The 25,143-nt window shown below is 73.1% G+C and carries 22 protein-coding genes and 1 tRNA gene; 13 read left to right on the plus strand and 10 right to left on the minus strand.

The genetic code is table 11. The features are described from left to right. On the plus strand, positions 1 to 720 hold a 720-nt coding region (locus tag AB0E14_RS31110; RefSeq protein WP_362425692.1), incomplete at its 5' end, for an SDR family oxidoreductase. 18 nt (positions 721 to 738) lie between these two features. On the opposite strand, the gene AB0E14_RS31115 is transcribed toward AB0E14_RS31110, so the two are convergent. Further along, on the minus strand, positions 739 to 1,365 hold the full coding sequence (locus AB0E14_RS31115) for a helix-turn-helix domain-containing protein (RefSeq protein WP_362425695.1): 627 nt from the start codon (positions 1,363 to 1,365) through the stop codon (positions 739 to 741). A 261-nt stretch (positions 1,366 to 1,626) separates the two neighbouring features. Here AB0E14_RS31115 and AB0E14_RS31120 point away from each other — a divergent pair, with 261 nt between their 5' ends. Next, entirely contained in the window at positions 1,627 to 2,568 is a 942-nt protein-coding gene (locus tag AB0E14_RS31120) for a transcriptional regulator (RefSeq protein WP_362425698.1), read from the plus strand. A 67-nt stretch (positions 2,569 to 2,635) separates the two neighbouring features. Here the strand turns inward: AB0E14_RS31120 and AB0E14_RS31125 are convergent, their stop codons facing one another. Both AB0E14_RS31125 and AB0E14_RS31130 read right to left on the minus strand, forming a co-directional pair. Continuing rightward, positions 2,636 to 4,033, minus strand: a complete 1,398-nt coding sequence (locus tag AB0E14_RS31125; protein WP_362425701.1) for a HAMP domain-containing sensor histidine kinase — start codon at positions 4,031 to 4,033, stop codon at positions 2,636 to 2,638. Then, positions 4,030 to 4,731: a response regulator transcription factor gene (locus AB0E14_RS31130; RefSeq protein WP_362425704.1), complete on the minus strand. Its 702-nt coding sequence runs from the start codon at positions 4,729 to 4,731 to the stop codon at positions 4,030 to 4,032. The genes AB0E14_RS31125 and AB0E14_RS31130 overlap by 4 nt, the downstream gene beginning before the upstream one ends. Positions 4,732 to 4,809: 78 nt before the next feature. Here AB0E14_RS31130 and AB0E14_RS31135 point away from each other — a divergent pair, with 78 nt between their 5' ends. Continuing rightward, positions 4,810 to 5,349 carry a hypothetical protein gene (locus AB0E14_RS31135; RefSeq protein ID WP_362425707.1) on the plus strand — a complete coding sequence of 180 codons (540 nt, stop codon included), beginning with the start codon at positions 4,810 to 4,812 and terminating at the stop codon, positions 5,347 to 5,349. A 9-nt stretch (positions 5,350 to 5,358) separates the two neighbouring features. On the opposite strand, the gene AB0E14_RS31140 is transcribed toward AB0E14_RS31135, so the two are convergent. Both AB0E14_RS31140 and AB0E14_RS31145 read right to left on the minus strand, forming a co-directional pair. Continuing rightward, a complete protein-coding gene (locus AB0E14_RS31140) occupies positions 5,359 to 6,234 on the minus strand; it encodes a fused MFS/spermidine synthase (protein ID WP_362425710.1) in 876 nt (291 codons plus the stop codon). 91 nt (positions 6,235 to 6,325) lie between these two features. Continuing rightward, positions 6,326 to 6,763: a hypothetical protein gene (locus tag AB0E14_RS31145; RefSeq protein WP_362425713.1), complete on the minus strand. Its 438-nt coding sequence runs from the start codon at positions 6,761 to 6,763 to the stop codon at positions 6,326 to 6,328. Between the two features lie 222 nt (positions 6,764 to 6,985). On the opposite strand from AB0E14_RS31145, the gene AB0E14_RS31150 reads away from it, so the two are divergent. Continuing rightward, complete coding sequence (locus tag AB0E14_RS31150; protein ID WP_362425716.1) at positions 6,986 to 8,278, plus strand: tetratricopeptide repeat protein; 1,293 nt, start codon at positions 6,986 to 6,988, stop codon at positions 8,276 to 8,278. Positions 8,279 to 8,419: 141 nt separating this feature from the next. On the opposite strand, the gene AB0E14_RS31155 is transcribed toward AB0E14_RS31150, so the two are convergent. Continuing rightward, on the minus strand, positions 8,420 to 9,013 hold the full coding sequence (locus AB0E14_RS31155) for a histidine phosphatase family protein (protein ID WP_362425719.1): 594 nt from the start codon (positions 9,011 to 9,013) through the stop codon (positions 8,420 to 8,422). Between the two features lie 141 nt (positions 9,014 to 9,154). Between AB0E14_RS31155 and AB0E14_RS31160 the strand changes: the two genes are divergently transcribed. From AB0E14_RS31160 to AB0E14_RS31175, 4 genes are all read left to right on the plus strand, one after another. Further along, complete coding sequence (locus AB0E14_RS31160) at positions 9,155 to 10,312, plus strand: hypothetical protein (protein WP_362425722.1); 1,158 nt, start codon at positions 9,155 to 9,157, stop codon at positions 10,310 to 10,312. Positions 10,313 to 10,352: 40 nt separating this feature from the next. Next, positions 10,353 to 11,945: a hypothetical protein gene (locus AB0E14_RS31165; protein WP_362425725.1), complete on the plus strand. Its 1,593-nt coding sequence runs from the start codon at positions 10,353 to 10,355 to the stop codon at positions 11,943 to 11,945. A gap of 125 nt (positions 11,946 to 12,070) precedes the next feature. Continuing rightward, the gene (locus AB0E14_RS31170; RefSeq protein WP_362425780.1) at positions 12,071 to 13,354 is read left to right on the plus strand and encodes an AAA domain-containing protein; all 1,284 of its coding nucleotides are present in this window, start codon (positions 12,071 to 12,073) and stop codon (positions 13,352 to 13,354) included. Positions 13,355 to 13,537: 183 nt separating this feature from the next. Next, positions 13,538 to 15,448 (plus strand): radical SAM protein, encoded by a 1,911-nt coding sequence (locus AB0E14_RS31175; RefSeq protein WP_362425729.1) that lies wholly within the window; start codon positions 13,538 to 13,540, stop codon positions 15,446 to 15,448. A 2-nt stretch (positions 15,449 to 15,450) separates the two neighbouring features. On the opposite strand, the gene AB0E14_RS31180 is transcribed toward AB0E14_RS31175, so the two are convergent. Next, complete coding sequence (locus AB0E14_RS31180; RefSeq protein WP_362425732.1) at positions 15,451 to 16,029, minus strand: peroxiredoxin-like family protein; 579 nt, start codon at positions 16,027 to 16,029, stop codon at positions 15,451 to 15,453. A gap of 143 nt (positions 16,030 to 16,172) precedes the next feature. Here AB0E14_RS31180 and AB0E14_RS31185 point away from each other — a divergent pair, with 143 nt between their 5' ends. The 4 genes from AB0E14_RS31185 to AB0E14_RS31200 all read left to right on the plus strand — a co-directional run bounded on the left by AB0E14_RS31185 (position 16,173) and on the right by AB0E14_RS31200 (position 18,256). Continuing rightward, on the plus strand, positions 16,173 to 16,787 hold the full coding sequence (locus tag AB0E14_RS31185) for a TetR/AcrR family transcriptional regulator (RefSeq protein WP_362425736.1): 615 nt from the start codon (positions 16,173 to 16,175) through the stop codon (positions 16,785 to 16,787). Positions 16,788 to 16,928: 141 nt separating this feature from the next. Continuing rightward, on the plus strand, positions 16,929 to 17,285 hold the full coding sequence (locus AB0E14_RS31190; protein WP_362425739.1) for a hypothetical protein: 357 nt from the start codon (positions 16,929 to 16,931) through the stop codon (positions 17,283 to 17,285). Between the two features lie 235 nt (positions 17,286 to 17,520). Further along, complete coding sequence (locus tag AB0E14_RS31195) at positions 17,521 to 18,192, plus strand: bifunctional DNA primase/polymerase (protein ID WP_362425742.1); 672 nt, start codon at positions 17,521 to 17,523, stop codon at positions 18,190 to 18,192. Continuing rightward, positions 18,183 to 18,256, plus strand: a tRNA-Lys gene (locus tag AB0E14_RS31200). The genes AB0E14_RS31195 and AB0E14_RS31200 overlap by 10 nt, the downstream gene beginning before the upstream one ends. A gap of 84 nt (positions 18,257 to 18,340) precedes the next feature. On the opposite strand, the gene AB0E14_RS31205 is transcribed toward AB0E14_RS31200, so the two are convergent. Then, positions 18,341 to 19,591 (minus strand): M6 family metalloprotease domain-containing protein, encoded by a 1,251-nt coding sequence (locus AB0E14_RS31205; protein ID WP_362425783.1) that lies wholly within the window; start codon positions 19,589 to 19,591, stop codon positions 18,341 to 18,343. 549 nt (positions 19,592 to 20,140) lie between these two features. Between AB0E14_RS31205 and AB0E14_RS31210 the strand changes: the two genes are divergently transcribed. Continuing rightward, positions 20,141 to 21,853: an EAL domain-containing protein gene (locus AB0E14_RS31210; RefSeq protein WP_362425786.1), complete on the plus strand. Its 1,713-nt coding sequence runs from the start codon at positions 20,141 to 20,143 to the stop codon at positions 21,851 to 21,853. A gap of 136 nt (positions 21,854 to 21,989) precedes the next feature. Here the strand turns inward: AB0E14_RS31210 and AB0E14_RS31215 are convergent, their stop codons facing one another. Further along, the gene (locus AB0E14_RS31215; RefSeq protein WP_362425745.1) at positions 21,990 to 23,693 is read right to left on the minus strand and encodes a glycosyl hydrolase family 18 protein; all 1,704 of its coding nucleotides are present in this window, start codon (positions 23,691 to 23,693) and stop codon (positions 21,990 to 21,992) included. A 270-nt stretch (positions 23,694 to 23,963) separates the two neighbouring features. Then, positions 23,964 to 25,031 (minus strand): LLM class flavin-dependent oxidoreductase, encoded by a 1,068-nt coding sequence (locus tag AB0E14_RS31220; protein WP_362425748.1) that lies wholly within the window; start codon positions 25,029 to 25,031, stop codon positions 23,964 to 23,966. Positions 25,032 to 25,143 lie beyond the last annotated feature (112 nt).

A 25,143-nucleotide genomic window follows, 5' to 3' on the forward strand; every position in this document is an offset into this window, starting at 1 on the left:
ACTCCTCGGCCCAGGTGTACAGCGCCTAGGAGGACTCCTTCGTCCGGGCCACGGCCCAGTCGAGTGGCCCGGCGCGAGGACCGGCTCGCGCACCACGCGCGGCTGATCCGGGAGAGCGGCGGCGCGGCGCTCTGCGCCCCCGCCGACGTCACCGACGCCGACGCCGTCCAGCGCGCCGTCGACCGGGCGCTCGACACCTTCGGCGGTCTCGACGCGGCCTTCAACAACGCCGGTTGGGCCTCCTCGGGCACTCCGCTGCACCAGACGGACGACGCCGACTACGACCGGATCATGGACGTCAACGTGCGGGGCGTCTGGAACTGCCTCCGCGCCCAGATCGACGCGATGCTCAAGGCCGGGACCCGGGGTTCCATCGTCAACACCTCCAGCGTCGCGGGCCTGCGCGCCACCGGCACCGCCGCCCCCTACATCGCGGCCAAGCACGCCGTGCTCGGCCTGACCCGGGCCGCCGCCGACGAGTACGGCCCGCACGGCATCCGGGTCAACGCCCTGGTCGTGGGGAGCACGCGCACCGAGCTGATGGACGAGGTGCTCGACCGTACGCCGTCCCTGTACGAGCCGTTCACCAGCCGCGCCATCCAGCGCCGCCTGGCCGACCCCGCCGAGGTCGCCCAGGCCGCGGTGTGGCTCTGCTCCGACCGCGCGTCGTTCACCACGGGAGCCGCCGTCCCGGTGGACGGAGGCTGGACGGCCCGCTGACGTGCGCCTCCCCGCCCCTCAGGCCGGGTCGCCGTCGGGAACCCCGCCCGGCAGCAGCTCTCCGGAGCGGGACGCCGCCACCGCGCCGAGCGCCAGACACCACAACTGCGCGAGCGCTTCGAGGTCTTCACGGACGGTGCCCGTCGTGGGGACCGCCGGGCTGTCGAACCGGGCCAGCATGCACACCACCAGCGAGCACAGCAGCCCCGCCGGACAGCTCTCCGTCAACTCGCCCCGCCCGTGGGCCCGGTCGGCCAGGCGCTCGACCTCGCCGAGCCAGAGCCGGTGCCAGCAGCACCCCGCCCAGGCGGTCTCGCGGCTGAGCCGTGAGGCCGCCTGCACGGTCGTGTCCGTGCGCAGCAGCCGGGCCACCTCGTGGGTGAGGTCGATGATGTTCTGCAACGGCAGCCGCGAGCGTCCCAGGGCGCGGTCGACGGCCGTACGCGTGGCGGTCGCGCCCTCTTCGTAGACCCCTCGGGCCAGTTCGGGCTTGGTGGGGAAGTGGAAGGTGAGCGCCCCTTGCGTCACCCCGGCCTGCGCCGCGATGCGCGCAAGCGAGGTGCCGGCGTAGCCGTACCGGGCGAGTTCCATGGCGGCCGCGTGCAGTACCCGGTTCCGGGTGAGCGCGGCTCGTGTCTGCGCCACGTTGTCGATCCCTCTGTCATATGTCCGACGGCCCCCTGGTGTCGTTCCGAACGACGTTCACCCCACCGTGAGTTGGGGATCTGTTTGCCCACTCTACAGAACATAAAGAACGCTATTTTTGTTATCGTCGAGCCGTGCCCGGAATCGTGCCCGCCGCGGCCTCGCGGCTGGCTGTCATGCTCATGCGCACGCGCGCGTGCGGAGAGGGTGGTGGAGGAATTGAGGGACGTATCAGAGGCGACGAACAGTGATCTCGAGGCCATGACCGGTGGCGCGTGTCCGACCGTCCACCTGGTACCGACCGACTCCCTGCTGGCCGCCGACTCACCCCGTCTCGGCGGGTTGAGCCGGGAGCACGTCGAGGTGCTCGCCCAGCGCGCCATCGAACCGGTCCTGGTGCACCGGGGCACCATGCGCGTGGTCGACGGCATGCACCGCCTCCACGCCGCCCGGCTCCGGGGGGAGACGGAGATCCCGGTCCGGTTCCTCGAAGGACCGGCCGGCGAGGTCTTCATCCACTCCGTGTCGGCCAACGTCTCCCACGGCCTGCCCCTGACGCTCAAGGACCGCAAGGCCGCCGCCGGGCGGATCCTGACCACGCACCCCGATCTGTCGGACCGCGCCATCGCGCGCATCACCGGCCTCTCGCCCAAGACCGTGAGCGCCGTCCGCCGTACGTCGCCCGAGGAGATCCCGCAGCCGGAGGTACGGGTCGGGGCGGACGGCCGCGCCCGCCCGCTCGACGCCGCCCGGCGCCGCGAAGTTGCCGTCGCCTTCCTCGCCGAACACCCGGGCGCCACGCTCAGCGAGGTCGCCGCGAGCGCGGGCGTCTCGATCAGCACCGCGGGTGCGATCCGGCAGCGGCTGCGGCGCGACGAGCAGGCCCCGCCGCCGCGCCCGGCCCTGGTCACCGAGGCCGGCCGGTGCGAGCGGCCCGCCCCGCCACCGGCGGGCGACCTGCGGGAGCAGCGCATCGCGACCCTGGCCAAGGACCCCTCGCTGCGGTTCACCGAGTCCGGCCGCGCGCTGCTGCGCTGGCTGAACAAGCGCGCACCGGACCTGGAGGCCGGGCAGCAGCTGATCGCCGCGGTACCGGTGCACTGCGCCGTCGCGGTCGCGGACCTCGCCAACTCCTACGCCCGGGAGTGGCAGCGCTTCGCCAGCGACCTCGACCGCGCCCTGGGCGACATGGTGGAGCACTAGCGAGTGTCCGGCGGACCAGGGTCGGGGCAGACCCTGACAGGTACAGGGCCCGCCAGGCCCCGTACCGTCAGCGGGCGCGCTGCGCCGCCGGCCGCTTGCGGCGGCCCCGCCCAGCGCGCCGGCCGGCCGAGGTGCCGGAGCGGCGACCGTCCAGACCGATCCAGATCCGCACCTCCGTGCCGCCGAGCACCGAGTGCCCGATGGCGACGTCGCCGCCGGTGGCCTCCGCCATCTGCCGGACGATGTCCAGGCCGAGACCGGTCGAGCCGTCCCGCCGGCCGCTGTTGCCCCGCACCAGCGCGGCGGCCGGGTCGGCGATGCCGGGTCCCGCGTCGGAGACGAGCACGATGACGGCGTCGTCGCCGTTGTGGACGTCCACCGAGAACGCCGTCCCCTCCGGGGTGTGCCGGAAGACGTTGCCGAGCAGCGCGTCGAGCGCGGCGACGAGTTCGGGCCGGGCGACCGGGATGCGCACCGGCCGGTCGACGCCCGCGACCCGGACCTTGCGGCCCTCGTCCTCGGCGAGCGCGGACCAGAAGTCCATCCGCTCCCGGACGACCTCGGAGGCGTCGCAGCCCGCGCCGGGGCCGGTCGCCTGGGTCTGCGGCTTGGCCTCCCGCGCCGTACGGATGATCGTGTCGACCTCGCGCTCCAACTGCTCGACCGCCGCCCGGGTCTGGTCGGCCGCGGGCCCCGAACCGAGCGAGGCCGCGTTCAGCCGGAGCACGGTCAGCGGGGTCCGCAGCCGGTGGGAGAGGTCGGCGGCCAGCTCGCGCTCGTTGGCGAGGAGCTGGACGACCTGGTCGGCCATCGAGTTGAAGGCGATCGCGGCCGACTTCAGCTCCGGCGGACCCTCTTCGGGGACCCGCGCGCCGAGCTTGCCCTCGCCCAGGTCGTGCGCGGCGCCCGCGAGGCGCTGCGCGGGCTGGACCATCCGTACGCCGAGCCGGTCGGCGACCGCCACCGAGCCGACGATCAGGCCGATGCCGACCCCGGCGAGCACGAGCCACGCGGTGGTGACGCCGTTGGTGGCCTCGCCCTCGGGGACGAAGAGTTCGACGACGGCGACCTGGCCGGTCGAGAGCGCCGTGGGCTGGAGCAGCACCGAGCCGCCCGCCACCTCGGCGATGGTGGCCCGGCCCAGCTCCCGGGTGGTCCGCAGGTCCTCCTCGGTGGCCCGCCGGGTTCCGATCTCCACGGCCTCGGCCTCCGGCCCTTCGCCGGCCGGGACATGGACGGCCATCCGCCCGGCGGCGCCGTCCTCCGTGGTGGCGACGGCCCGGTCGAGCTCGCCGCGGTCGGTGGTGATGGCGAGGACGGGGGCGAGCCCGGCGGCGCGCCGCTCGGCGTTGGAGAAGGCCCGGTCGTTCGCCATCTCCTTGACGACGAGGGCGAGCGGTACGGCGAAGGCGATGACGACCATGGCGGTGACCGCCAGCGACACCTTGACGAGGGCCCATCTCACGGCTGCTGCTCCCGGGGCGGTTCGAGCTTCACGCCCACCCCGCGCAGGGTGTGCAGATAGCGGGGGCGGGCGGCCGTTTCACCCAACTTCCGCCGCAGCCATGACAAATGTACGTCGATGGTCTGGTCGTCCCCGTACGACTGCTGCCACACCTCGGCCAGCAGCTCCTTGCGGGGCACGACCACCCCGGGCCGGCCCGCCAGGAAGGCCAGCAGGTCGAACTCCCGGCGGGTCAGGTCGAGCCCGGTCCCGTCCAGCTCCGCCTGCCGGCGCAGCGGGTCGATGGACAGACCGCCGACCTGGATGACCCGCGACGGCGGGACTTCTCCGGCCGCCGCCCGCGAGCGCCGCAGCACGGCGGCCATCCGGGCCGAGAGGTGCTCCACGGAGAAGGGCTTGGTCAGGTAGTCGTCCGCGCCGTCGTTGAGCAGCCGGACGATCTCCGTCTCGTCGTCCCGGGCGGTCGCGATGATCACCGGCACATCGGTGATGCCCCGCAGCATCTTCAACGCCTCGGAGCCGTCCAGATCGGGCAGTCCGAGGTCGAGGATGACCACGTCGAACCGGAAATGGGCGACCTCACGCAGCGCCTCCAGGGCCGTGCCGACGCTCCGTACGGTGTGGGAGGCCTCGGTCAGATGCCGGATGAGAGCGGAGCGCACGAACTGGTCGTCCTCGACCACGAGCACACTTGCCATGGCCCGCACCGTACGCCATACGGGCGAACCCTCGGCAAGGTCCACCCTGTGGGACGGCCGAGGCGACGGTGGTGCAGTATGGCCCGGATGCCTAGAGGACTAGTTCATGCCATGGCGTGGTCGCTCGCCACGGGCGCGGCGGTCACGCTGTCCTGGTGGGGGGTGCACACGGTGCTGGCCGGCACCGTCTACGACCCGCCGCGCGCCCTGCCCATCCCGGCAGGGACCACCGACCACGAGACGCGTGCCTCCTCCACGCACGCGCCGTCCCCCACCGCCTCCGGCACGCCGTCCGCGGCCCCGTCCAGCACTCCGCCGTCCTCGGCCCCCGCGACCCCCTCGCGGGGTCCGACCACCGCCTCGAAGCCGCCCGCCACGAAGCCTGCGCAGGGCGGCGGGAACGTGAAGAGCTACGCGGTGGACGGCGGCCGGGTCGTCTTCGACCTCGGTGAGACGTCGGCGGAACTGGTCTCCGCCACCCCGTCCTCGGGCTGGCAGATGCAGGTGTGGAAGCAGCCCACCTGGATCCGCGTCACGTTCACCAAGGACGGCCGCGAACTGTCGGTCTTCTGCGTCTGGCACGACACCGCGCCGCGCGTGGAGATCGAGGACCGCTGACGGTACGCCCTAGCGGAAGACGGACGCGGGCGGTACGGGCGAGGGCTTGGCGCTGGCGTCGGTGACCGGGCTCGCGCCGCCCGTGAAGTCGGCGAGGGCCCGGCCGTGTTCGACCCGGCCCGGGTGCGGGTCGGTCGCCACCCGGCGGGTCAGCTCGGCGACGGGCAGCTCGCGGTCGGAGGCGAGCAGGACGGCGTTGCCGAACCGGCGACCGCGCAGCACGGTCGGGTCGGCGGTCAGCGCGAGTTCGGGGAAGACGGTCGCGGCCGTCGCGATCTGGCCGCGCAGATGGGTCAGCGGGGGCCCGTCGGCGAGGTTCGCCGCGTAGAAGCCGCCCGGCCGCAGCACCCGGCGGACCTCCGCGAGGAACTCCGCGCTGGTCAGGTGCGCGGGGGTGCGCGCGCCGCTGAAGACGTCGGCGATGATCAGGTCCGCCCAGCCGTCCTGCACCTTGGCGAGCCCGGCGCGGGCGTCGGTGGACCGGACGCGGATCCGGGCGGCCGTGTCGAGCGGCAGTTCGCGGCGGACGAGCTGGACCAGCGAGCCGTCGAGCTCCACGATCTGCTGCGTGGAGCGCGGCCGGGTGGCGGCGATGTAGCGGGCGAGCGTGAACGCCCCGCCGCCGAGGTGGACGGCCTGGAGGGGCCGGTTCGGCGGGGCGGCGAGATCGGCGATGTGCCCGAGGCGCCGCTGGTACTCGAAGGAGAGGTGGGCCGGGTCGTCGAGGTCGACGTGCGACTGCGGGGCGCCGTCGATCAGCAGCGTCCAGCCGCGGGGCCGTTCCCGGTCGGGTATGAGCTCCGCGAGCCCGCCGTCGACGGTCTCGACGACGGCGACGGCGGCGGCCGCCCGTTCACGCTGCTTGTTCCTTGCCACGTGCCCCATTATCGGCACCCACGCCAGGTCCCCGCCCGACGAGGCTCTCCGGGGGCTGCCGCCAGGGCCCGCGAGCCCGGCATGATCCAAACGACAGGCCCTAGCGGCAGCCGTCCGCCGCCTCGATCAGGCGCGCGGCCTGGCCGAGGGCCTCGCGCAGCACGGCCGGGTCGGTGACCTCGCCGGCGTCCCCGGGCGGCAACAGCCAGCCCGCCGGACGCGGGGCGTCACCGGCGGGCTCGGGAAGTTCGGGCAGTTCGGGGATGCGCAGGCCTCTCCCGGAGGTCTGTGTACACGCGCTGCCCGGCATGTCCCAGCCCGCCGCCGTGCCGGGCGGAACGAGGAAGCCGAGCGTGTCGCAGGCGCCGTCGTGCAGGACGGGGCCGACGAGCGGGGTCCCGCCGCGCCGGAGGATGTCGACGGCTTCCAGGCCCTGGCGGACCGGGACGGTCACCAGGTCGCAGGGTGCGGCGCACGGGGCACTGGCGTCCGGGGTGGGTGCGTGCAGTGCGGTGGACTGCGATCCGATCTCCAACATGGGACCCCTCCTCGCTCCTGAGAAGACACGTTCCGTCTCTCCGCATGGTTCAACGTCCGTGCGCGTCAACGGCTACGGCGGCACGCCGCCGCAAAGGATGGCAGTTCATGGCAGATCGCGAGCGAGATATCCGATTTATGGCAAAACTCAGCGTGGCTGGTCGGTCACAGCAGGTACGTTCATGCCCGCCGGAACACCGGCAGCACAGGAGAGGGCTCGGCCATGGCGGTGTCAGGGGCAGTTCCCAATCTCGCCTTCCGCCGGCTCCGCGGACAGCACTCGCCGGCGGAGTTCGCCGCGACGGTCCGACGGGCGGCGCGGGAGATCGGCGAGCAGGTCGCGTGCGACGCCCGCTACATCGGGCGCGTGGAGGCGGGTGAGATCCGCTGTCCCAACTACGCGTACGAGCGGGTGTTCCTGCACATGTTCCCCGGCCTCTCCCTGGCGGACCTGGGCTTCTCGGCGCGGGAGGCGGTACGTGGCCGACGGCCGGCCGCCGTCCTGTCCGGGGCACCGCCCGGGCCCGCCCTCACCACCCGGAACGATGAGGAGAGCGACGTGCTGCGTCGCGCATTCATGACGAGCGGCACCGCCACCGTGGCGGCCGTCTCGATGGGATTCGGCGGCACGGCCGTCGCGATCCCCGCCCCTCGCGGGGCCCACAGGATCGGCGAGACCGAGGTCCGCGCCGTCGAGAACGCCGTACGGCAGATCCGGCTGCTCGACGACCGGCACGGCGCCGAGGGCCTCTACAAGGCCGCCGCCCAGCCGCTGCGCGCGGCGTACGCCCTCCTCGACGCGGGCACGACGGCCCGCCGCTCCACCGAGGACCGGCTGCACGCGGGCGCCGGCGAGCTCGCGATCTCCGTGGGCTGGCTCGCCCACGACTCGGGCCGCGTCGAGGACGCCCGCTCGCACTACGCGGAGGCGCTGGCCACCGCGCGCGTGGCGGGTGATCCCGCCCTGGAGGCGCACGCCTTCTGCAACACGTCGTTCCTGGCCAGGGACGCGGGCCGGTACCGCGAGGCGGTCCGGGCCGCGCAGGCCGGGCTGCGCGCGGCGCAGCCGCTGGACTCCGCCCGGCTGCTCGCCCTCCTCTCCCTGCGGGAGGCGGGGGCCTGGGCCGCGCTCGGCGACCGGTCGGCCTGCGAGCAGGCCCTCGGCCGCGCGCACGGACACTTCGCGAAGGGGCCTGGCGACCAGGACCCCGAGTGGATGTCGTTCTTCGGCGAACCGGAGCTGGAGGCGCAGGAGGCCCACTGCTGGGCGGCGCTGGGCGACTGGAGCCGCGCGGCCCGGCACGCCCACCGCGCGACCCTTCTGCAGAACCCTCACTTCGCCCGCAACCTGGCGCTCTACCGGGCCCAGCTGGCCAGCAACCTGGCCCACGCGGGCCGCAGGGACGAGGCGTCGGCGGAGGCACGGCGCGTGGTGGACTCCCTGGGCGACGTCCAGTCCTCCCGTATCCGCCGCATCCTGACGGAGACGAGCCAGGTCCTGGCGGCGGCCCGCTGAGCGGCCCGGCCGAGTCCCGGACGCGGCGCGGACGAATCCCGGACGCGGCCCGGACGCGGCCGCGTACCAAGTCCGGCCGTAGCCCGGCCGAGGCGCGGACGCGGCGCGTACCAAGCCCGGCCGAGGCACGGACGAGCCGGACTACTCCATGTGGCCGGTGTCGTTCCAGCGCTCCACGGCCGGCTCGCCGTAGGCCCAGCCGAGGATCGACAGGCTCGTGGGGTCGAGCCGGATCTTGGCGCCGAAGGAGACGTCGAGCCCCAGCCAGCGCGCCCCGAGCGTCCGCAGGATGTGCCCGTGCGCGAAGACCAGGACGTCCCGGTCCTCCGACCGCGCCCACTCCACGACCTCGTCGGCCCTGGCGGAGACCTGCGCCAGGCTCTCGCCCTCCGGCACGGCGTCGCGCCACAGCAGCCAGCCCGGCTGCCGCTCCTGGATCTGCGCCGGGGTGAGGCCCTCGTACGCGCCGTAGTCCCACTCCATCAGCGCGTCCCAGTCCTGGGCGCGCTCGCCGAAGCCGGCGAGGTCGCAGGTCTCGCGGGCGCGCACCAGCGGACTCGTGCGGACCTCCACGTTCGGCAGGCCGTTCCACGCCCCCCGGTGCAGTCGCTCGCCGAGCAGCTTGGCGCCACGCCGGCCCTCTTCGAGGAGCGGGATGTCCGTCCTGCCGGTGTGGCGGCCGAGCAGCGACCATTCGGTCTGGCCGTGCCGGGCGAGCAGGATGCGCGGTGCCATGAAGGCTCCTTGATCGTTCGACGGAGCGATGTCCCTCCATCATCTCCCACCTGAATTCCCGGCGACTCGCGGGCAGCCCCTCACCTGCGGTTCGCCGGGAACGGCGGTCGGATGTCAGTGGCGGATGGGAGACTTCCGCGGGTGAGCGATTCCCTCGACGGCGGAGCCCCTGTCCCTCCGCAGACGACACGAACGACGCGGGTGTGGGAGCGGCTCGCCGAGCTGCGCGGGCCGGCCGTGGTGCCGCGCCCGCTCGACGCGCGCGCCCTGGCGGCGCTCGCCGCCAACCCCGGCTGCCGGCGGCGCGCGCTGCTCGACGGCGCGGGGGTGGACAAGACCGTGCTCGCGGCGAAGCTCGGCTCACCGGCCGCGTTCGGGCAGTCGCAGTTCGCGTTCATGCGGGGCAACGCCTTCGAGGCGAAGGTCAAGTCGGACGGCGGGCGCGAGCTGCTGCGGCTGCTCGGCGTCGAGGAGCCGGGCACGGTCCGGCTCCCCGACCTCGCGGCGGCCGGGCCCGAGGGCCGCGCCGCCCGCACGGCCCTGGCGCTGCGCGAGGCGACCGCCGCCGGCGAGTGGGCGCTGCTCGACCACCCGATGCTGGCCCTGGAGGTGGCGGGCTCCCCCTCCTATCTGGAGCCCGACGCGGTCGTCGTGCACCCCGACGGCCGGTGGACGGTCGTGGAGATCAAGTCCTTCCCGATGATCGACGGTTCGGCGGACGCGTCCAAGGTGGGCGCGGCGGCCCGGCAGTCCGCGGTGTACGTCCTGGCCCTGGAGCGGGTCGCGGCGCTGACCGAGGGCGCCGAGGTGGCGCCGCACGTCCTCCTCGTCTGCCCGAAGGACTTCTCCAACCTGCCGACGGCCTCGGTCGTCGACGTGCGCAAGCAGCTGGCGGTGACCCGCCGTCAGCTGACCCGGCTCACCCGGATCGAGGACATCGCGGCCGCGCTGCCGGAGGGCGTCACCTTCGACGTGGAGAGCTGCTCGGCCGACGAGCTGACGGTCGCGGTCGAGTCCGTGCCGCACGCGTACGCGCCGGAGTGCCTCGCGGCCTGCGAGCTGGCCTTCCACTGCCGCGACCGGGCCAGGGACGCGGGCGCGGTGGAGACCCTGGGCCGTTCGGTACGGGGCGAGTTGGGCAGCCTGACGACGGTCGGCGCGGTCCTGGCGGCGGCCCGCGGCGAGGCGGGCGACGCGGCCGACCCGACGGTCGAGGCCCTGCGCAGGGCGCGCGCCCTGCGTGACGAGGCGCTGGCGACGGCACGCACGCCGAAGGCGGTCGCCGAATGCCCCTGCTGAGCATGGTGCGGCCGACCGCCGCCGGACGAGGAGTTCGTTCATGTCGCTGATCTCCACCCTCGCCCGCCTGGAGGCCGTCGAGTCCGGCCGGGCGCAGCCGCTGGCCACGGTCCGGCACCGGCACGTCTCGGAGCGGCCGCTCGTCCTCGTACCGCTGACGACGGCCGGGGAGGCGGGCGCGCCGCTCGGCGCGCTCGTCGGGACGGACCGCGAGGAGCCCCGGCTTCTTGTCGTCGCGCAGCCGCGCGACCGTGACCTGCGGTTCGCGTTCCTCGCCGACCTGGCCGAGGAAGTCCTGCCGTACATCGACGCGTTCACGGACGTCGTCGAGGCGGTGGAGAAGAACGAGACCGACGCGGAGACGGGCAAGAAGGTCAAGGTCGAGGTCGACCTCTGCGCCGACGCCCCGCAGCTGGTCGTGCCGAGCCGCGCGGGCGTCGAGTACGTACGGCTCCTCGGCCGGTCGATGCGGTTCCGGCGGACGGCGGAGCAGGATCCGGAGACGCCGTTCCCCGCGCCGCCGCGCGTACCGCTCCTCGGCCGCTGGCTGACGCACCTCGGCGAGCGGGCCCGCGTGCCGGGCTCCTCGCTGTTGCTCGCGGCCACCGACCTGCTGAACCGGCACTGGGCGACGGGCCAGTCCTCCCTGGAGGACCAGCACCTGGGCGCGCTGCTCGCCTGGATCGACCCGGACGAGGACGAGACCGGCCCCGAGGGGGCGCTCCGCGCCGAGCTGGGCCGGGATCGGGAGGGGCAGCTGCTCTGCCCGCCCGCAGGTCCCGCGACCGACCCCGACTTCGACAACCGGCTGCTCGCGCCCGCGATCGAGCGCTTCGACCGGGCCCGGCAGGCACTGGCCTCGGCCGAGGACGGCGAGAGCGCGGACGCGCGCCTGGCCGAACTGCACCGCGCCGAGCGGGAGATCCGGCGGCTGATCGTCTCCCAGCTGAAGCCGACCTGGGATGCGGTGTGGCGCGCGCTCGATCTGGTGCGCGAGCTGCCGGAGGGCGCGCGGGTGGCGGACCGGTGGACCCGCGACCGCTGGTCGTTCACCGGTCACCGCGACCGCGTGGTCGCCGGTGAGCCGCCGCAGCCGCGCCGCGACGACGCGGTGACGGCGGCGCAGAAGCTGGCCGCCCGCGAGTCGGCGCAGGGCCAGTTGGAGGCGCAGGAGGCCCTGGACGATCCGCTGGTGCTCGCCGGGCGGCGGCTCGCGGGCGAGGCGTTCGTCGCGGAGGTGGTGGAGGTGACGATGGCGTTCTCGGAGTCGAAGCGTCCCTCGCCGCGCCCGCTGCTCACGGTCCGCACCGACGACCGGCCGCACCTGGGCGCGGGCGTGAAGGTGTACCGCTCGCTCGAAGGCAAGCCGCAGACGGCGGAGTTCGTCCGGTACGAGGAGGGCGACGGCGCGCTCGTGCTGCGGGTCACCGACCGCATGGGCCGGTCGAAGGAGCCGGCCGAGGGGTCGGTGCCGGAGAAGGGCGAGCGGATCGCGTGGACGCTCTTCGAGCACGACCAGCGGGTGGGCCCGAAGCTGCCCGACCCGGAGGAGACGCCCTGGACGCACGGCGGGCCCCCGCGCTCCGACGCCGCCGAGCTGCCCGACGCCACGACGCCGGAGGACCTGCTGTGAGCCCCGCCCCCCTCGACCGGGCCCCCTTCGGCCCCGCTCCCGTCGATCCCTCCCCTGTCGATCCCGCCCCCGTCGACCGCGCTCCCTTCGACCCCGCGGCCGAGGCCGCGAAGGCCACCGCCGCCATCCTGGCCGACACCCTGCACGGTGACGCCCGGGGCGTGGTCGTGGACTCCCCGCCGGGCGCGGGCAAGTCGACCCTCGTGGTGCGCGCCGCGCTCGAACTGGCCGACGCGGGGCGCCCGCTCATGGTGGTCGCGCAGACGAACGCCCAGGTGGACGACCTGGTTCTGCGGCTCGCGGAGAAGCGTCCCGACCTGCCGGTGGGGCGGCTGCACTCGAACGACAGCGATCCGTACGACAAGGCGCTCGACGACCTGGAGAACGTACGGAAATCGGCGAAGGCGGGGGACCTCGCGGGGGTTCCGGTGACGATCTCGACGGCCGCGAAGTGGGCGCACGTGAAGAACGTGGAGCCGTGGGCGCACGCGATCGTGGACGAGGCGTACCAGATGCGTTCGGACGCACTGCTCGCGGTGGCGGGGCTCTTCGAACGGGCGCTGTTCGTCGGCGACCCGGGCCAGTTGGACCCGTTCTCGGTGGTGGGCGCGGAGCAGTGGGCGGGCCTGTCGTACGACCCGTCGGCCTCGGCGGTCTCGACGCTGCTCGCGCACAACCCGGAGCTGCCGCAGCACCGGCTGCCGGTGTCCTGGCGGCTTCCGGCGTCGGCGGCGCCGCTGGTCTCCGACGCGTTCTATCCGTACACCCGGTTCCGCAGCGGTACGGGCCACGGCGACCGGCGGCTGACGTTCGGGGTGCCGTCGGACGGCTCGGGCCCCGACCGGGTCCTGGACGAGGCCGCGGAGTCGGGCTGGGGCCTGCTCGAACTACCGGCCCGGCACACCCCGCGCACGGACCCCGAGGCGGTCCGGGCGGTGGCGCTCGTGGTCCGCAGGCTCCTCGACCGGGGCGGCGCGGCGGTCAGCGAGCGGGGTCCGGAGCCGGTGCCGCTGACCCCGGACCGGGTCGCGGTCGGCACGGCCCACCGCGACCAGGCGGCGGCGGTCCGCGCGGCCCTGGCGGAGCTGGGTGTCGCGGGCGTGACCGTGGACACGGCGAACCGGCTCCAGGGCCGGGAGTACGACGTCACCGTCGTCCTCCACCCGCTGTCGGGCCGTCCGGACGCCACGGCCTTCCACCTGGAGACGGGCAGGCTGTGCGTGCTGGCCTCCCGCCACCGGCACGCCTGCATCGTCGTCGGCCGCGCGGGCGTCGCCGACCTCCTGGACGACCATCCCTCGACGGAGCCGGTCCAGCTCGGCGTCACGGTCAAATTCCCGGACGGTTGGGAGGCGATGATGTCCACCTGGGACTTCTGGTCCGGCCACCGCGTCTCGTGGCGGCCGTAGCGCAGGGGGAATTGGCGCTCCATGGACGCTCCATGGCTGCTCCCTTGACGCTCGATCGGCGCTCCATTGACGCCCGAATCGCGCTCCATTGACGCCCGAATGGCGCTCCATTGACGTTCCGCTGACGCCGAGTTGACGGTCCCGCGGCCGGTCCGCGGGATTCGGGTAATGTCCTCGCCCACGATGTCCACTGCCGCTCCGCGTGTGCTGGCGCTCATCCCGCCGATGACCCAGCTGAACACCCCCTATCCGTCCACCGCTTATCTCACCGGCTTCCTGCGCAAGGAGGGCGTGACGGCGTTCCAGGAGGACCTGGCGCTGGAATTGGTACTGCGGCTGCTTTCCAGACCGGGCCTTGAGGCCGTACGGGATGTCGCGCGGCGGCTACCGCGCGACGAGCAGTCGCCGGCGGTCCAGGATTTCCTGGCGCTCTTCCCGGAGTATCTCGCCACCGTCGAACCGGCGATCGGTTTTCTGCAGGGTCAGGACCCGACGCTGGCGCACCGCATCGCCGCGCGGCAGTACCTGCCGGAGGGTTCCCGGTTCTCCTCCCTCGACGTCTACGTCGATCCCGACGACCCGGACGGCGGCGACCCGCTGGCCTGGGCCTTCGGCGCGCTGGGGACGCACGACCGGGCACGGCACGTGGCCACGCTCTATGTGAACGATCTCGCGGACGTCGTCCGCGACGCCGTCGACCCGCGCTTCGAGTTCGTGCGGTACGCGGAGTCGCTGGCGATGTCGCAGCCCAGCTTCGACCCGCTGGCCGAGGCGCTGGCCGCACCGCCGACGCTGATCGACTCGATGCTCGACGAGCTGACCCGCGAGGCCGTCGAGCGCCACCGGCCCACGGTGGTGCTGCTGTCGGTGCCCTTCCCCGGCGCGGTGTACGCCGCGTTCCGCATCGCCCAGTCCATCAAGCGCCACCGGCCGGAGCTGCCGGTCTGTCTGGGCGGCGGCTACGTCAACACCGAACTGCGGGAGCTGGCGGAGCCGCGGGTCTTCGACTTCTTCGACTTCGTGACGCTGGACGACGGCGAGCGCCCGCTGCTCGCGCTCCTGGAGCATCTCGCGGGCGAGCGCCCCGCCGACCGGCTGGTGCGCACCTTCGTGCGCGAGGACGGCACGGTGCGCCACCACGCCTGGGCGGAGGCGGACGTCCCGTTCGCCGAGACCGGCACGCCGACCTGGGACGGCCTGCCCCTGCACCGCTATCTGTCCCTCGTGGACATGCTCAACCCCATGCACCGGCTGTGGAGCGACGGCCGCTGGAACAAGCTGACCATCGCCCACGGCTGCTACTGGAAGAAGTGCAGTTTCTGCGATGTCTCGCTCGACTACATCTCGCGGTACGAGACGGCGTCGGCCGAGCTGCTGGTCGACCGGATCGAAGCGATCGTCGCGGAGACCGGCCAGACCGGTTTCCACTTCGTCGACGAGGCGGCACCGCCCAAGATGCTGAGGGCGTTGGCGGAGGAGCTGCTGCGCCGCCGGGTGACCATCACCTGGTGGGGAAACATCCGTTTCGAGAAGTCCTTCACACCGGAATGCGCGCGGCTCCTCGCCGAGTCCGGGTGCATCGCCGTCTCCGGTGGCCTTGAAGTGGCGTCCGACCGGCTGCTGAAGCTGATGAGGAAGGGCGTGTCGGTGGCGCAGGTGGCCCGGGTGACGCGCGCTTTCACGGATGCCGGAATTCTCGTGCACGCCTATCTGATGTACGGCTTTCCGACCCAGACCGTGCAGGACACCGTGGACGCCCTCGAATACGTGCGGCAGTTGTTCGAGGCCGACTGCATCCAGTCCGGCTTCTTCCACCGCTTCTCCGCCACGGTGCATTCCCCGGTCGGCCGGAATCCGCAGGAGTACGGCATCACCCTGCTGCCGCCGGCCGACGGGAGCTTCGCCAGGAACGACATCGGCTTCCACGACCCGACCGGCACGGACCACGACGCCCTGGGCCGGTCGCTCGACAAGGCCCTCTACAACTACATGCACGGCGTCCTGCTCGACCAGGACGTGCGCCGCTGGTTCCGTGGCCGCGTGCCGCGCCCGACAGTGCCCCGGTACTTCGTCTCACAGGCACTGACCGGCTGATCTCACAGGCCCTGGTCCCCCCGGCGGATCGCGGTCGCGAGGCCGAGGACGGTGTCCAGCGGCCACTGGTCGTCGGCGTGATCGCCGTACTTCACGGCGGCGAGCCGGCCGTCGGCGGCGATCAGGAAGTCCGCGGGGAGCCCGAGCCGCCCGCCGCGCGGTTTCGGCACGGGCGGGCGCTGCCGCCCGCGCAGCATCTCCCCCGTGCCGAGGGCGATGGCGCGGGCGACCGGCAGCACGGCGCGCGGGGAGAACAGCGCGCGGGGCGAGACCTCCACCCCGAACGCCTCGTAGAGCCGCTTCTCCGGGTCGGCGACGACCGGGAACGGCAGGCCGTCCAGGTGGGGGTGGAGTTCCTCCGGCGGCGAGTGGAAGACGACGACCTCGCGGATCCCGGCCGCCTCCACCTCCTCGTACCGGCGGACGAAGGACCGCAGGTGGAGGTGGCAGATCGGGCAGCCCGCGAAGCGCCGGAACTGCAGATGGACCAGCCGCCCGGGGTCGGGGTCCAGCACGGCCACCGGGGGGCCGAGGACCGGGTCGAGCGTGGTGACGGGGACGCGGGAGCCGGGTGCGAGCACGGGTACCTCCAGGTGGACCGGCATATGGGTGGCGAGCGCGGCACGGACGCTTGGGCGTACGGCAGTACGGCAGTACGGCACCGACCGCGTAGGCGTACGACGTACTCCTAACAGCGTAGGCGTAGGGCGTACGCTGTCAACCCATGCCGCGCCCCCGCTCCCTCACCCCGGACCACCTGGCCGCCGCCGCTCTCGCCGTCATCGACCGCGACGGGCTCCCCGGCCTGTCGATGCGCGCCGTCGCCAAGGAACTCGGCATGAGCACCATGGGCCTCTACCGGTACGTCGCCGACCGCGACGAGCTGGAGGCGCTCGTGGCCGAGCGCGTCCTCGGCTCCGTCGACCCGACCCCACCCCCGGCGGGGCCGCCCTGGCGGGACCGGATCGTCGTGATGGTCGCCCGGCTCCGGGCGGGCGTGAGCGAGCACCCGGCCGCCGTCCCGCTGACCGTCAGCCACCGGCACCGGCTGCCCGGCCTGCTCCGCTGGTCGGAGTCGGTCCTCGGACTGCTCGCCGAGGCGGGCATCGAGGGCGAGCGGCGGGTCGTCGCCCTGCGCGGTCTCATCGCGTACGTCGTCGGCGCCATCCAGCTCGAACACCTCGGCTCCCTCGCCGGCGCGGGCACGAGCACCATCGCCGAGCTGCCGCACGAGCGCTTCCCGTTCATGACGGAGGCGGCTCGCGACGCGCCCGGGATCGACGCCGAACGCGAGTTCTTCGGCGGCCTCGCGGTGTACCTGCGCGGCCTCGACGCCTGACCGCGCGCGCCGCGAGCCGCGCACCGGCGCATCCCGCGCCGCGTCCGCCCCCGCCCCGCGCTCCCGCCCTCTTGCGCGGCGCGGGACAATGGAAGAAGGCCCGGGAGTCCGGGCCGTGCGTGTGCGAGGAGGAGAAGGACGATGGCGGAATCCGCGGAGCGGAACGAGCAACGGCGGCTCCGGCCCGCACCGCTGGTCTTCGAGCCCGCCGAGGCGACCGCGGACCCGGAGCACTTCTTCGATCTGGAGTCGCTCGACGACCCGCGTGAACTCCTCGCGCGGGCGACCGAGCTGACGCTCGCCTTCCGCGCGGCGACGGACCGCGCGATCGAGTTCCAGGCGATGGCGGCGGCCCAGCTGGCCGACCCGCGCCGCTTCGACCGGCTGACGGCGGCGGATGTCGCCGAGCGCGCGGAGTGGACCGAGGACTACGCCCGCCGCATGATCGACTTCGGCCGCGACCTGCTCCGCGCCACGAGCGCCGGCACCGAGGACTGACACCCGGCCCGTCCGCCCGACCGGCCCACCCGGCACGGCCCGCCCGTCCGCCACGAGCGGTCTGGCCCGCCCGTCCGGCCCGCCCGGCACCGCCCGTCCGGCACGGCCCGCCCGCCCGCCCGCCACGACCCGTCTGGCATATGCCGGGGCGAAAGATACTCCTCCGGCACGTGCCGTGTCCGGGTTTTCGGCAACACGGGGAAACCACACCGTCACCGACGGTAGATCTTGAGTCATGAGCGGATGGCTACGCGACGAGACCCCCCTGAGCCCGGCCCAGAGCGACACCGACGAGCGGCGCAGTGAGCGGCAGGACATCTTCCGGTTCCTCCGGGACCCCGACGAGCGGCACCACCACTCCGCCCATGTCACCGCCGCGGGCGCCGACTGGCTCGCCTCCGCCGCCGCGTACCCGCGCTCCGCGCTCGCGCTCTGGGAGGCCCGGCCCGCCGCCCCCGCCGTCCTGCCCTGCGGCACCGTCTTCGACGTGGTGAGCGTGGGCACGATCTTCGGGCGCCGGATGCTCGACCGGCTCTGGGCCGACGGCCCCGGCTCGGGACCCGTCGCCGTCCACCGGGGCCGGATGCTGCTCTTCGCCGCGCCCGGCACCGCCCAGCGGTTGCCGGCCCTGCTGCACTGGGAGGAGTGGGGCGACGCCGTCCCGCCCCCGCTCTGCCACGGCCTCGGCGACGAGGTGACGATCCCCCCGCTCACCCACGCCCCCGCCACCGGGCCCCGCTGGGTGGTCGCGCCGGACACCCGGCACCCCTGGCTGCCCGGCCCCGAGGTCATGCTCTGGGCCTGTGTCCGGGCGGTCCGCGCGGCCTCCGCCGTCGACGTGCGGATTTCGATTTTTCCTGGCGCCGATCAGGATGCTAAGGTCTACGACGTCAGCAGGCGCCGCTAGCTCAGTTGGTTAGAGCAGCTGACTCTTAATCAGCGGGTCCGGGGTTCGAGTCCCTGGCGGCGCACAGACGAAGAAGGCCCCTCGCGCAAGCGAGGGGCCTTCTTGCTGTTCACATGAGCCGCTCTCGCAAGCCGCGCGCGAGGACCGCTCACGAGGACGGCGGCACCGTCACCTTCACCGTCCACGCCCCCGCCGGCGTCCGGTCGGCGACCTCCACCCGGGTGCCCTCCCCCGGCACCGTGAACGTCTCGCCCACCCGCAGGGGCGCGTCCGCGAGCGGCGGGTACACCGAACGGTCCCAGCAGGCCTCCGTCCGCGGGTGGGCGTCCACGACCTCGATCGGGCCGTCGCCGGACGCCGCCTCGTTCCGTACGCGGTAGATCAGCACACCCTCCGCGCAGGTGTCCTGGTCGTTGCCGGTGGCCCCGCGCGCCTCGATCGCGAGCGCCGTGCCCATGCCCGTACGGACGACCGCGAGCCGGTTGCCGAGCGAGCCGCCGGCCACCGGCGCCGCCGCCAGCGGCTCCAGGCTGAGCAGCCGGCTGCCCGGCCCCTGGACACAGGTCACCTGGCTCCGGTCCAGCCAGCCCAGCTTCCACTTGTGCCAGCCGAAGGGCTCAGGGGCGAGGCCGAACTGGCTGCCCATGACGTCCCAGTCCCCCACATGGGTGTCCCAGTCGCCCTTGCCGTCGACGGGCCGGTGGTAGAGGTCCGGCAGGTCGAAGACGTGTCCGGTCTCGTGCGCGAGGACGTTGCGGTCCGGCGGGTGCCGCTCGAAGACGGTGACGACCCGCTTGATCTCCTTGCCGTCCACCGTGAGCGGCCGCTCCAGGTTCACCACCTTGGTGGCGTCGGAGTCCACCCCCGGCGCGTCGGGGTCGGCGACCAGGTAGACGATGTCGTACCGAGCGAAGTCGATCTTGTCGTCCGCCGCGGCGAGCGCGTCGCGCAGATAGGCCGTCCGCTTGGCCGCGTCCCAGTCCCGCCGTATGGCGTAGGACGTCGACGTCTTCGGCATCACGGTCCACTCCGGCCGGGTGTCCGCACGCAGGGCGAAGCGGCCGTACGAGGCCCGCCGGAAGAACTCGCTCGTCCCGGGGAAGTGGTCCGCGGCCAGCTCCTGGGTCGTGGTCAGGGGCTCGGAGTCGGGGAAGGACAGGAAGATCATGACCGCGTCGAGGGAGCGGACCGGCTTCGGATACGCGCCGTTCCAGGTGTCGAGGCCGAGCGAGTGGTGGGCCCCGGTCCGGGGCAGGGCGCACGGCCCGGCCGTGGGAGCGCCCACGGCGGGGCCCGCCACGAGCCCGGTCGCGGCGAGCGCCACGAGGGAGGTGAAGGCCGCGGCGGAGGCACGAAGCCGCGCGCGGTCCACTCCACCGGGTGGCTGCTGACGCCTCACGTGGACCTCCGGCTGCGGAATGCGGGACACCTCAACCACCTTGTGACGGTTTGTGGCGTTTCGCACTTTTCCGCTGCCCCAGTCGGGTGAGCGCACGCCATGGCGTCGACGCGACACGCGCCCTCAACGGCTCACGGAACGTCACAATCGGTCAGGCCGCCGACGTCCCAAGTCAGACCCGCGCAGAAACGATCGGCCGGGCTGCTCCGGGGGGCGGGTCGGGGCGTCCACCGGGCCGCCGGCCGCCCATGAAGCTGGAACGGCCCCCAGGGGTGCCTCTATGATCGGCACACTTTCCTTGGCCGACCATCCCGACCACGTCTGTACGGCCCGACTGCACAACGGGAGCGAGCGGTGAGCGGAACCCCCGAAGGACCGGTGCACACCCGGCTCTCAGTCGCCCGGGAGCCCGCGCCGGCGATCACGGAGCGTCACCCCGACCACCCGGACGGCCACCCCGAGGACGGCCGCCGAGAGGACGCGCCCGCCCACCCCTGCGACGCCGAACTCCGCGACTACCGCGCCGCCTTCCGCGCCGCTCAGCTCGCGATGGCGGTCGTCGACCAGGACGGGCTCGTCGTCTCCGCCAACGACGCGCTCGGCACCCTCTTCGGCACCGAGGGCGCCGCGCTCCGCGAGCAGGCCGCCGCCGACCTCGTCGACCTCGCCTCCGACGGCCGCACCTGGCACGCGTACCGCGAGGTGCTGCGCGGCCGCCGCTCCCGCTTCCGCTGCACGCGCCGGCTCAAGCACCCCGACGGGCGCTCGCTCTGGGCCGAGGTCACCGTCTCCCCCGTGCCCGACAGCCGCCGCGTCCTGCTCTCCATCGCCGACATCAGCGACCGGCGCGAACTGCAGGCCCGGCTGCGCCACCTCCAGATGCACGACCCGGTGACCCGGCTGCCCAACCGGACCCTGTTCTTCGAGCGGCTCTCTGCCGCCCTGGAGACAGCCGCCGCGCAGGACGACGAGCCCGCCGGGTTCCGATCGTCGTACGAGTCGTACGGGCATGGCGGAACAGGGCGGATCGGCCTCATCTACCTCGACCTCGACGGCTTCAAGGCGGTCAACGACACCCTCGGCCATCGCGTCGGGGACCGTCTCCTCGCCGCCGTGGCCGCCCGGTTGACCGAGTGCGCCGACAACGACGGGTACACCAGGAGCGGCGGGCACCTGGTCGCGAGGCTCGGCGGCGACGAGTTCGCGATCCTCGTCGAGGACTCCGCCGGGACCGAACAGCTCGCGGATCTGGCCCAGTCCGTGCTCTGCGCGCTGCAGCGCCCCTTCGACCTCGCCGGGCAGCGGCTCTCCGTCTCCGCCTCGATCGGGGTGGTCGAGCGGGGCGCGCGCGGGACGACCGCGACGGGTCTGATGCAGGCCGCCGACACCACGCTGTACTGGGCGAAGGCCGACGGCAAGGCCCGCTGGACGCTCTTCGACCCGGAGCGCAACGCCCACCGGATGACCCGGCAGGCGCTGTCCTCCACGCTCCGACCGGCCGTGGAGCGCGGGGAGTTCGGCCTGGAGTACCAGCCTCTGGTCGGACTCGCGGACGGCGCGGTGCACGGGGTGGAGGCGCTGGTGCGCTGGAACCACCCGCAGTTCGGCACGCTCGCGCCGAATCGGTTCGTCGGGATCGCCGAGGAGGACGGTTCGATCGTCGAGCTCGGGCGGTGGGTGCTGCGCACAGCGTGCCGGCAGGCCAGGCAGTGGCAGAAGGACCATCCGCGCGAGCGGCCGCTGTTCGTGAGCGTCAACGTGGCCGTACGGCAGGTCTGGGACTCCGACCTGGTGGCGGACGTGGCGGGCATCCTGGCGGAGACCGGGCTCGCGCCGCACCTGCTGCAGCTGGAGCTGACCGAGTCCGCGGTGATGGGCTCGGCGGGCCGGCCGCTCCAGGCGCTCCAGGCGCTGAGCGACATGGGCGTGCGGATCGCCATCGACGACTTCGGCACCGGCTATTCGAACCTGGCCTATCTGAGCCGGCTCCCGGTCTCGGTCCTCAAGCTCGACGGCTCGTTCGTCCGCGGCTTCCAGGACGAGGCGCACGCCAACCCGGCGGACGAGCTGATCGTGGAGGCGCTCGTCCAACTCGCCCATCGCCTGGGCCTGACGGTCACCGCGGAGTGCGTGGAGACCTCGGGGCAGGCGACCCGGCTGCGGCGGATCGGCTGCGACACAGGCCAGGGCTGGCTGTACTCGCGCGCGGTGTCCCCGGATCGGATCGCGGAGTTGATCGGGGCCGCGCCGCTTCCCGTGTGAGCGGCGGCGCGGGCGGTCCGCGCGGTCCGGACCCGGGCGCGGGCATGGAACTGCCCCCGGCCGGAGGGACATTCCGGGCGGGGGCAGCGGTTCATGAGGGGGTGCTCAGGTGGTGCTCAGCGGGGAGCCGGGGGAGCTAGCAGGCGCCCTGGTCCTTCCAGACGCCCCACTCGCCGGTCGTGCCCGGCGTCTCGTTCTGCGTCCACCACTGGGCGAGCCACTTGCGGCCGTTGTGGGAGACGACCGAGCCGCCGGTGTAGACCGTGCCCGCGACGTACGCCGGGACCGAGCCGCAGCCGGTGGGCGGCGTGGTCGGCGGGGTCGTGGGCGGGGTGGTCGGAGGCGTGGTCGGCGGGGTGGTGGGCGGCGTGGTCGGCGGGGTCGTGGTGGCGCCGAGCGCGTCGTTGATCTGGTTCAGCAGCGTGATGTTGTTGTCCAGACCGAGGAGCGAGTACATCATCGCGCCGGCCAGGCCACGCTGCTTGCCGTAGTCCACCCGGGCCTGGATGGAGCGCTGGTTCAGGCCGGTGAAGAACTCGCCGTCCTTGTAGAAGTACGAGGACTTGGCCTGGTCGTCCCAGAAGGTGCTCGCCGCGTTGTCGACGACGCCGCCGAGCTCCTTGTAGTGGGCGATGCCGGCCTGCTGGCTGAGCGGGCGGGCGTTGGAGCCGCCGGTCGCGGACTGGGCGAGGCCGTTGGTCGAGCCCGCCGGGACGCCCTTCCAGCCGCGGTAGTAGAACTCGTAGCCGAGGGTCAGCTTGTTGGCCGGGAAGCCGCCCGCGATGCCGTAGGCGGGCTTGCCGTCGATCCAGGAGTCGATCGCGTTGTCGATCGAGTACTTCTCGGTGCCCGGCGCGATCGGGTCGGTCGGGTCGTTCGAGCCGGAGTAGAGCGGGGACTGGTGGTACGTCGGCCCGTCGCCGTCCCAGGCGCCGTGCATGTCGTACGTCATGATGTTCGCGTAGTCGAGGTACGCGCCGATCTTGTCCGTCTCGATGTACTTGATCTTGTCCTGGCCGGCCGGGAGGGCCGCGGTCAGCATGTACTTCTTGCCGCCGTTGGCCGTGCCGTACTCGTCGAGCTGCTTGCGGAACTCGGCCAGCAGGAGCGTGAAGTTCTGCTTGTCCTCGGGGCCGTAGTGGTTGCCCAGGTGGCCGCCGGAGGAGCCCGGGTACTCCCAGTCGATGTCGATGCCGTCGAAGATGCCCGCGGCGGTGCCCGCGCCGCCGAAGCCGCCCTCGACCGGGAGGTTGCCCTTGAGGTACTGGTCGATGCAGGAGGAGACCAGCTTCTTGCGGCTGGCGTCGGTCTTCGCCGCGTCGTGGAAGTACTTGGAGTAGGTCCAGCCACCGAGCGAGATGTTGATCTTCAGGTGGGGGTACTTCGCCTTCAGCTCCTTGAACTGGTTGAAGACGCCCACGATCGGCTGGTTCCAGGTGTCGGCGACGCCGTCCACGCTGTCGGCCGCGCCGAAGGACTTCTGGTAGTCGGCGTAGGAGTCGCCCGCACCGTCACCCGCGTTGGGGTTGTTGTCGTCACCCGCGGCCTTGTTGGCCATGAAACAGGTGAGGTCGGTGGGGTGGATGTTGCCGAACGAGTAGTTGATGATGTCCAGCTTGCTCGCGATGCCCCGGGTGTCGAGGTGCTTGGGATAGAACGCGTTCCCGTACACGCTCCACTGGTCGTAGTACGCGATGCGGACGTTGCCGTCGGCGGCCGCCGTGGCGGTGGTGCCGGTGCCGGCCGCCGAGGCGGAGCCGATGCCGACGGTCGCGGCGAGCGCGCCTGCGGCAAGGGCCGTGCTCACGAGCGCGGCGATCAAGGGCTTACGGGGGTGCACGTGCGGCCTCCGAGGGGGATACGAGGGGTACGTGGTACGGCGGTTGGAGAAGTGATAGCCCCTGCGTGAACAGCACGTCAATGGTCTGAACCAGATTAAGGACTAGACCAATTGGCGGGAGAAAACCCTTGTCAGAGCGGTGCAGCACAAAAGCGGACCGCCCGCCACCACAGGTGACGAGCGGTTTAAGGTTCCCTTAGGGGAACGGAGTCCACGGTTCCGGACTGGACCAACCGGCCGAGGAATTCGCGCCGTGACCGGATCGGAACCTCAGTCCAGATCCGGCATCCCGTACGCGTCGGCGATCAACTCGTAGCTCCGCAGCCGGGCTTCACCGCCGTGCGCGTTGGCCGTCAGCATCAACTCGTCGGCCCCCGTGCGCTTGCGCAGATCGTCCAGACCGGTCCGCACCTCGTCCGGCGTGCCGAACACGATGTTCGCGAGCCAGCTCTCCACGAACTCCCGCTCCGACGGGCTGAAGGGGTACGCCTCCGCCTCCTCGGGCGTCGGGATCAGACCGGGCCGGCCGGTGCGCAGCCGCAGCATCGACAGCGCGCCCGTGAGGACCTGGCGGCGGGCCTCCTGCGCGTCCTCGTGGGCGAGCGCGGCGACGCCGATGAGCGCGTACGGGGCGTCGAGCACCTCCGAGGGACGGAAGGAGTCCCGGTAGAGGTCGAGCGCCGGGATCGTGTTCTGGGCGGAGAAGTGGTGGGCGAAGGCGAACGGCAGACCGAGCGTGCCGGCGAGCCGCGCACTGAAGCCGGAGGAGCCGAGCAGCCAGATCGGCGGCCGGCCCGCGGGCCCCTGCACCGGTCCGGGCACGGCGTGGATCCTGCCGTACGGATGCCCGTCGGGGAAGTCGTCGTCCAGGAATCGCGTCAACTCGGCGAGCTGCTGCGGGAAATCGTCCGCCCCTTCATTGAGCGTCCGGGTCCTGCGCAGCGCGGCGGCCGTGGCGCCGTCGGTGCCGGGCGCGCGGCCGAGCCCGAGGTCGACGCGGCCGGGCGCGAAGGCCTCCAGCGTGCCGAACTGCTCGGCGATCACCAGCGGGGCGTGGTTGGGCAGCATGACCCCGCCCGAGCCGAGCCGGATGCGGCGGGTGTGGGCGGCGAGGTGGGCCAGGATGACCGCCGGCGAGGAGGAGGCGACGCCCGGCATCGAGTGGTGCTCGGCGACCCAGTGCCGGTGGTAGCCGCGGCGCTCGGCGAGCTTGCTGATCTCGACGCTGGTGGCCAGCGCCTGGCTCGCGGTCCGGCCGCTGCCGACGGTCACCAGGTCCAGTACGGACAGCGGTACGGGCGAGTCCCCGTGTGCCGTGCCCCGAATCGCGTCGCTCACCGTGTGCCGACCCTTCTGCTCATGACGTACGTACTCCCCAGCAGAACAGGAGGCGGTCTCCGGTTATTCCGTCCGCGGCACATCGCAGCCGACAGGAATGAGCCGTTCGGCT

The sequence above is a fragment of the Streptomyces sp. NPDC047981 genome (assembly GCF_040653315.1).
In the GTDB taxonomy this organism is placed as follows: domain Bacteria; phylum Actinomycetota; class Actinomycetes; order Streptomycetales; family Streptomycetaceae; genus Streptomyces.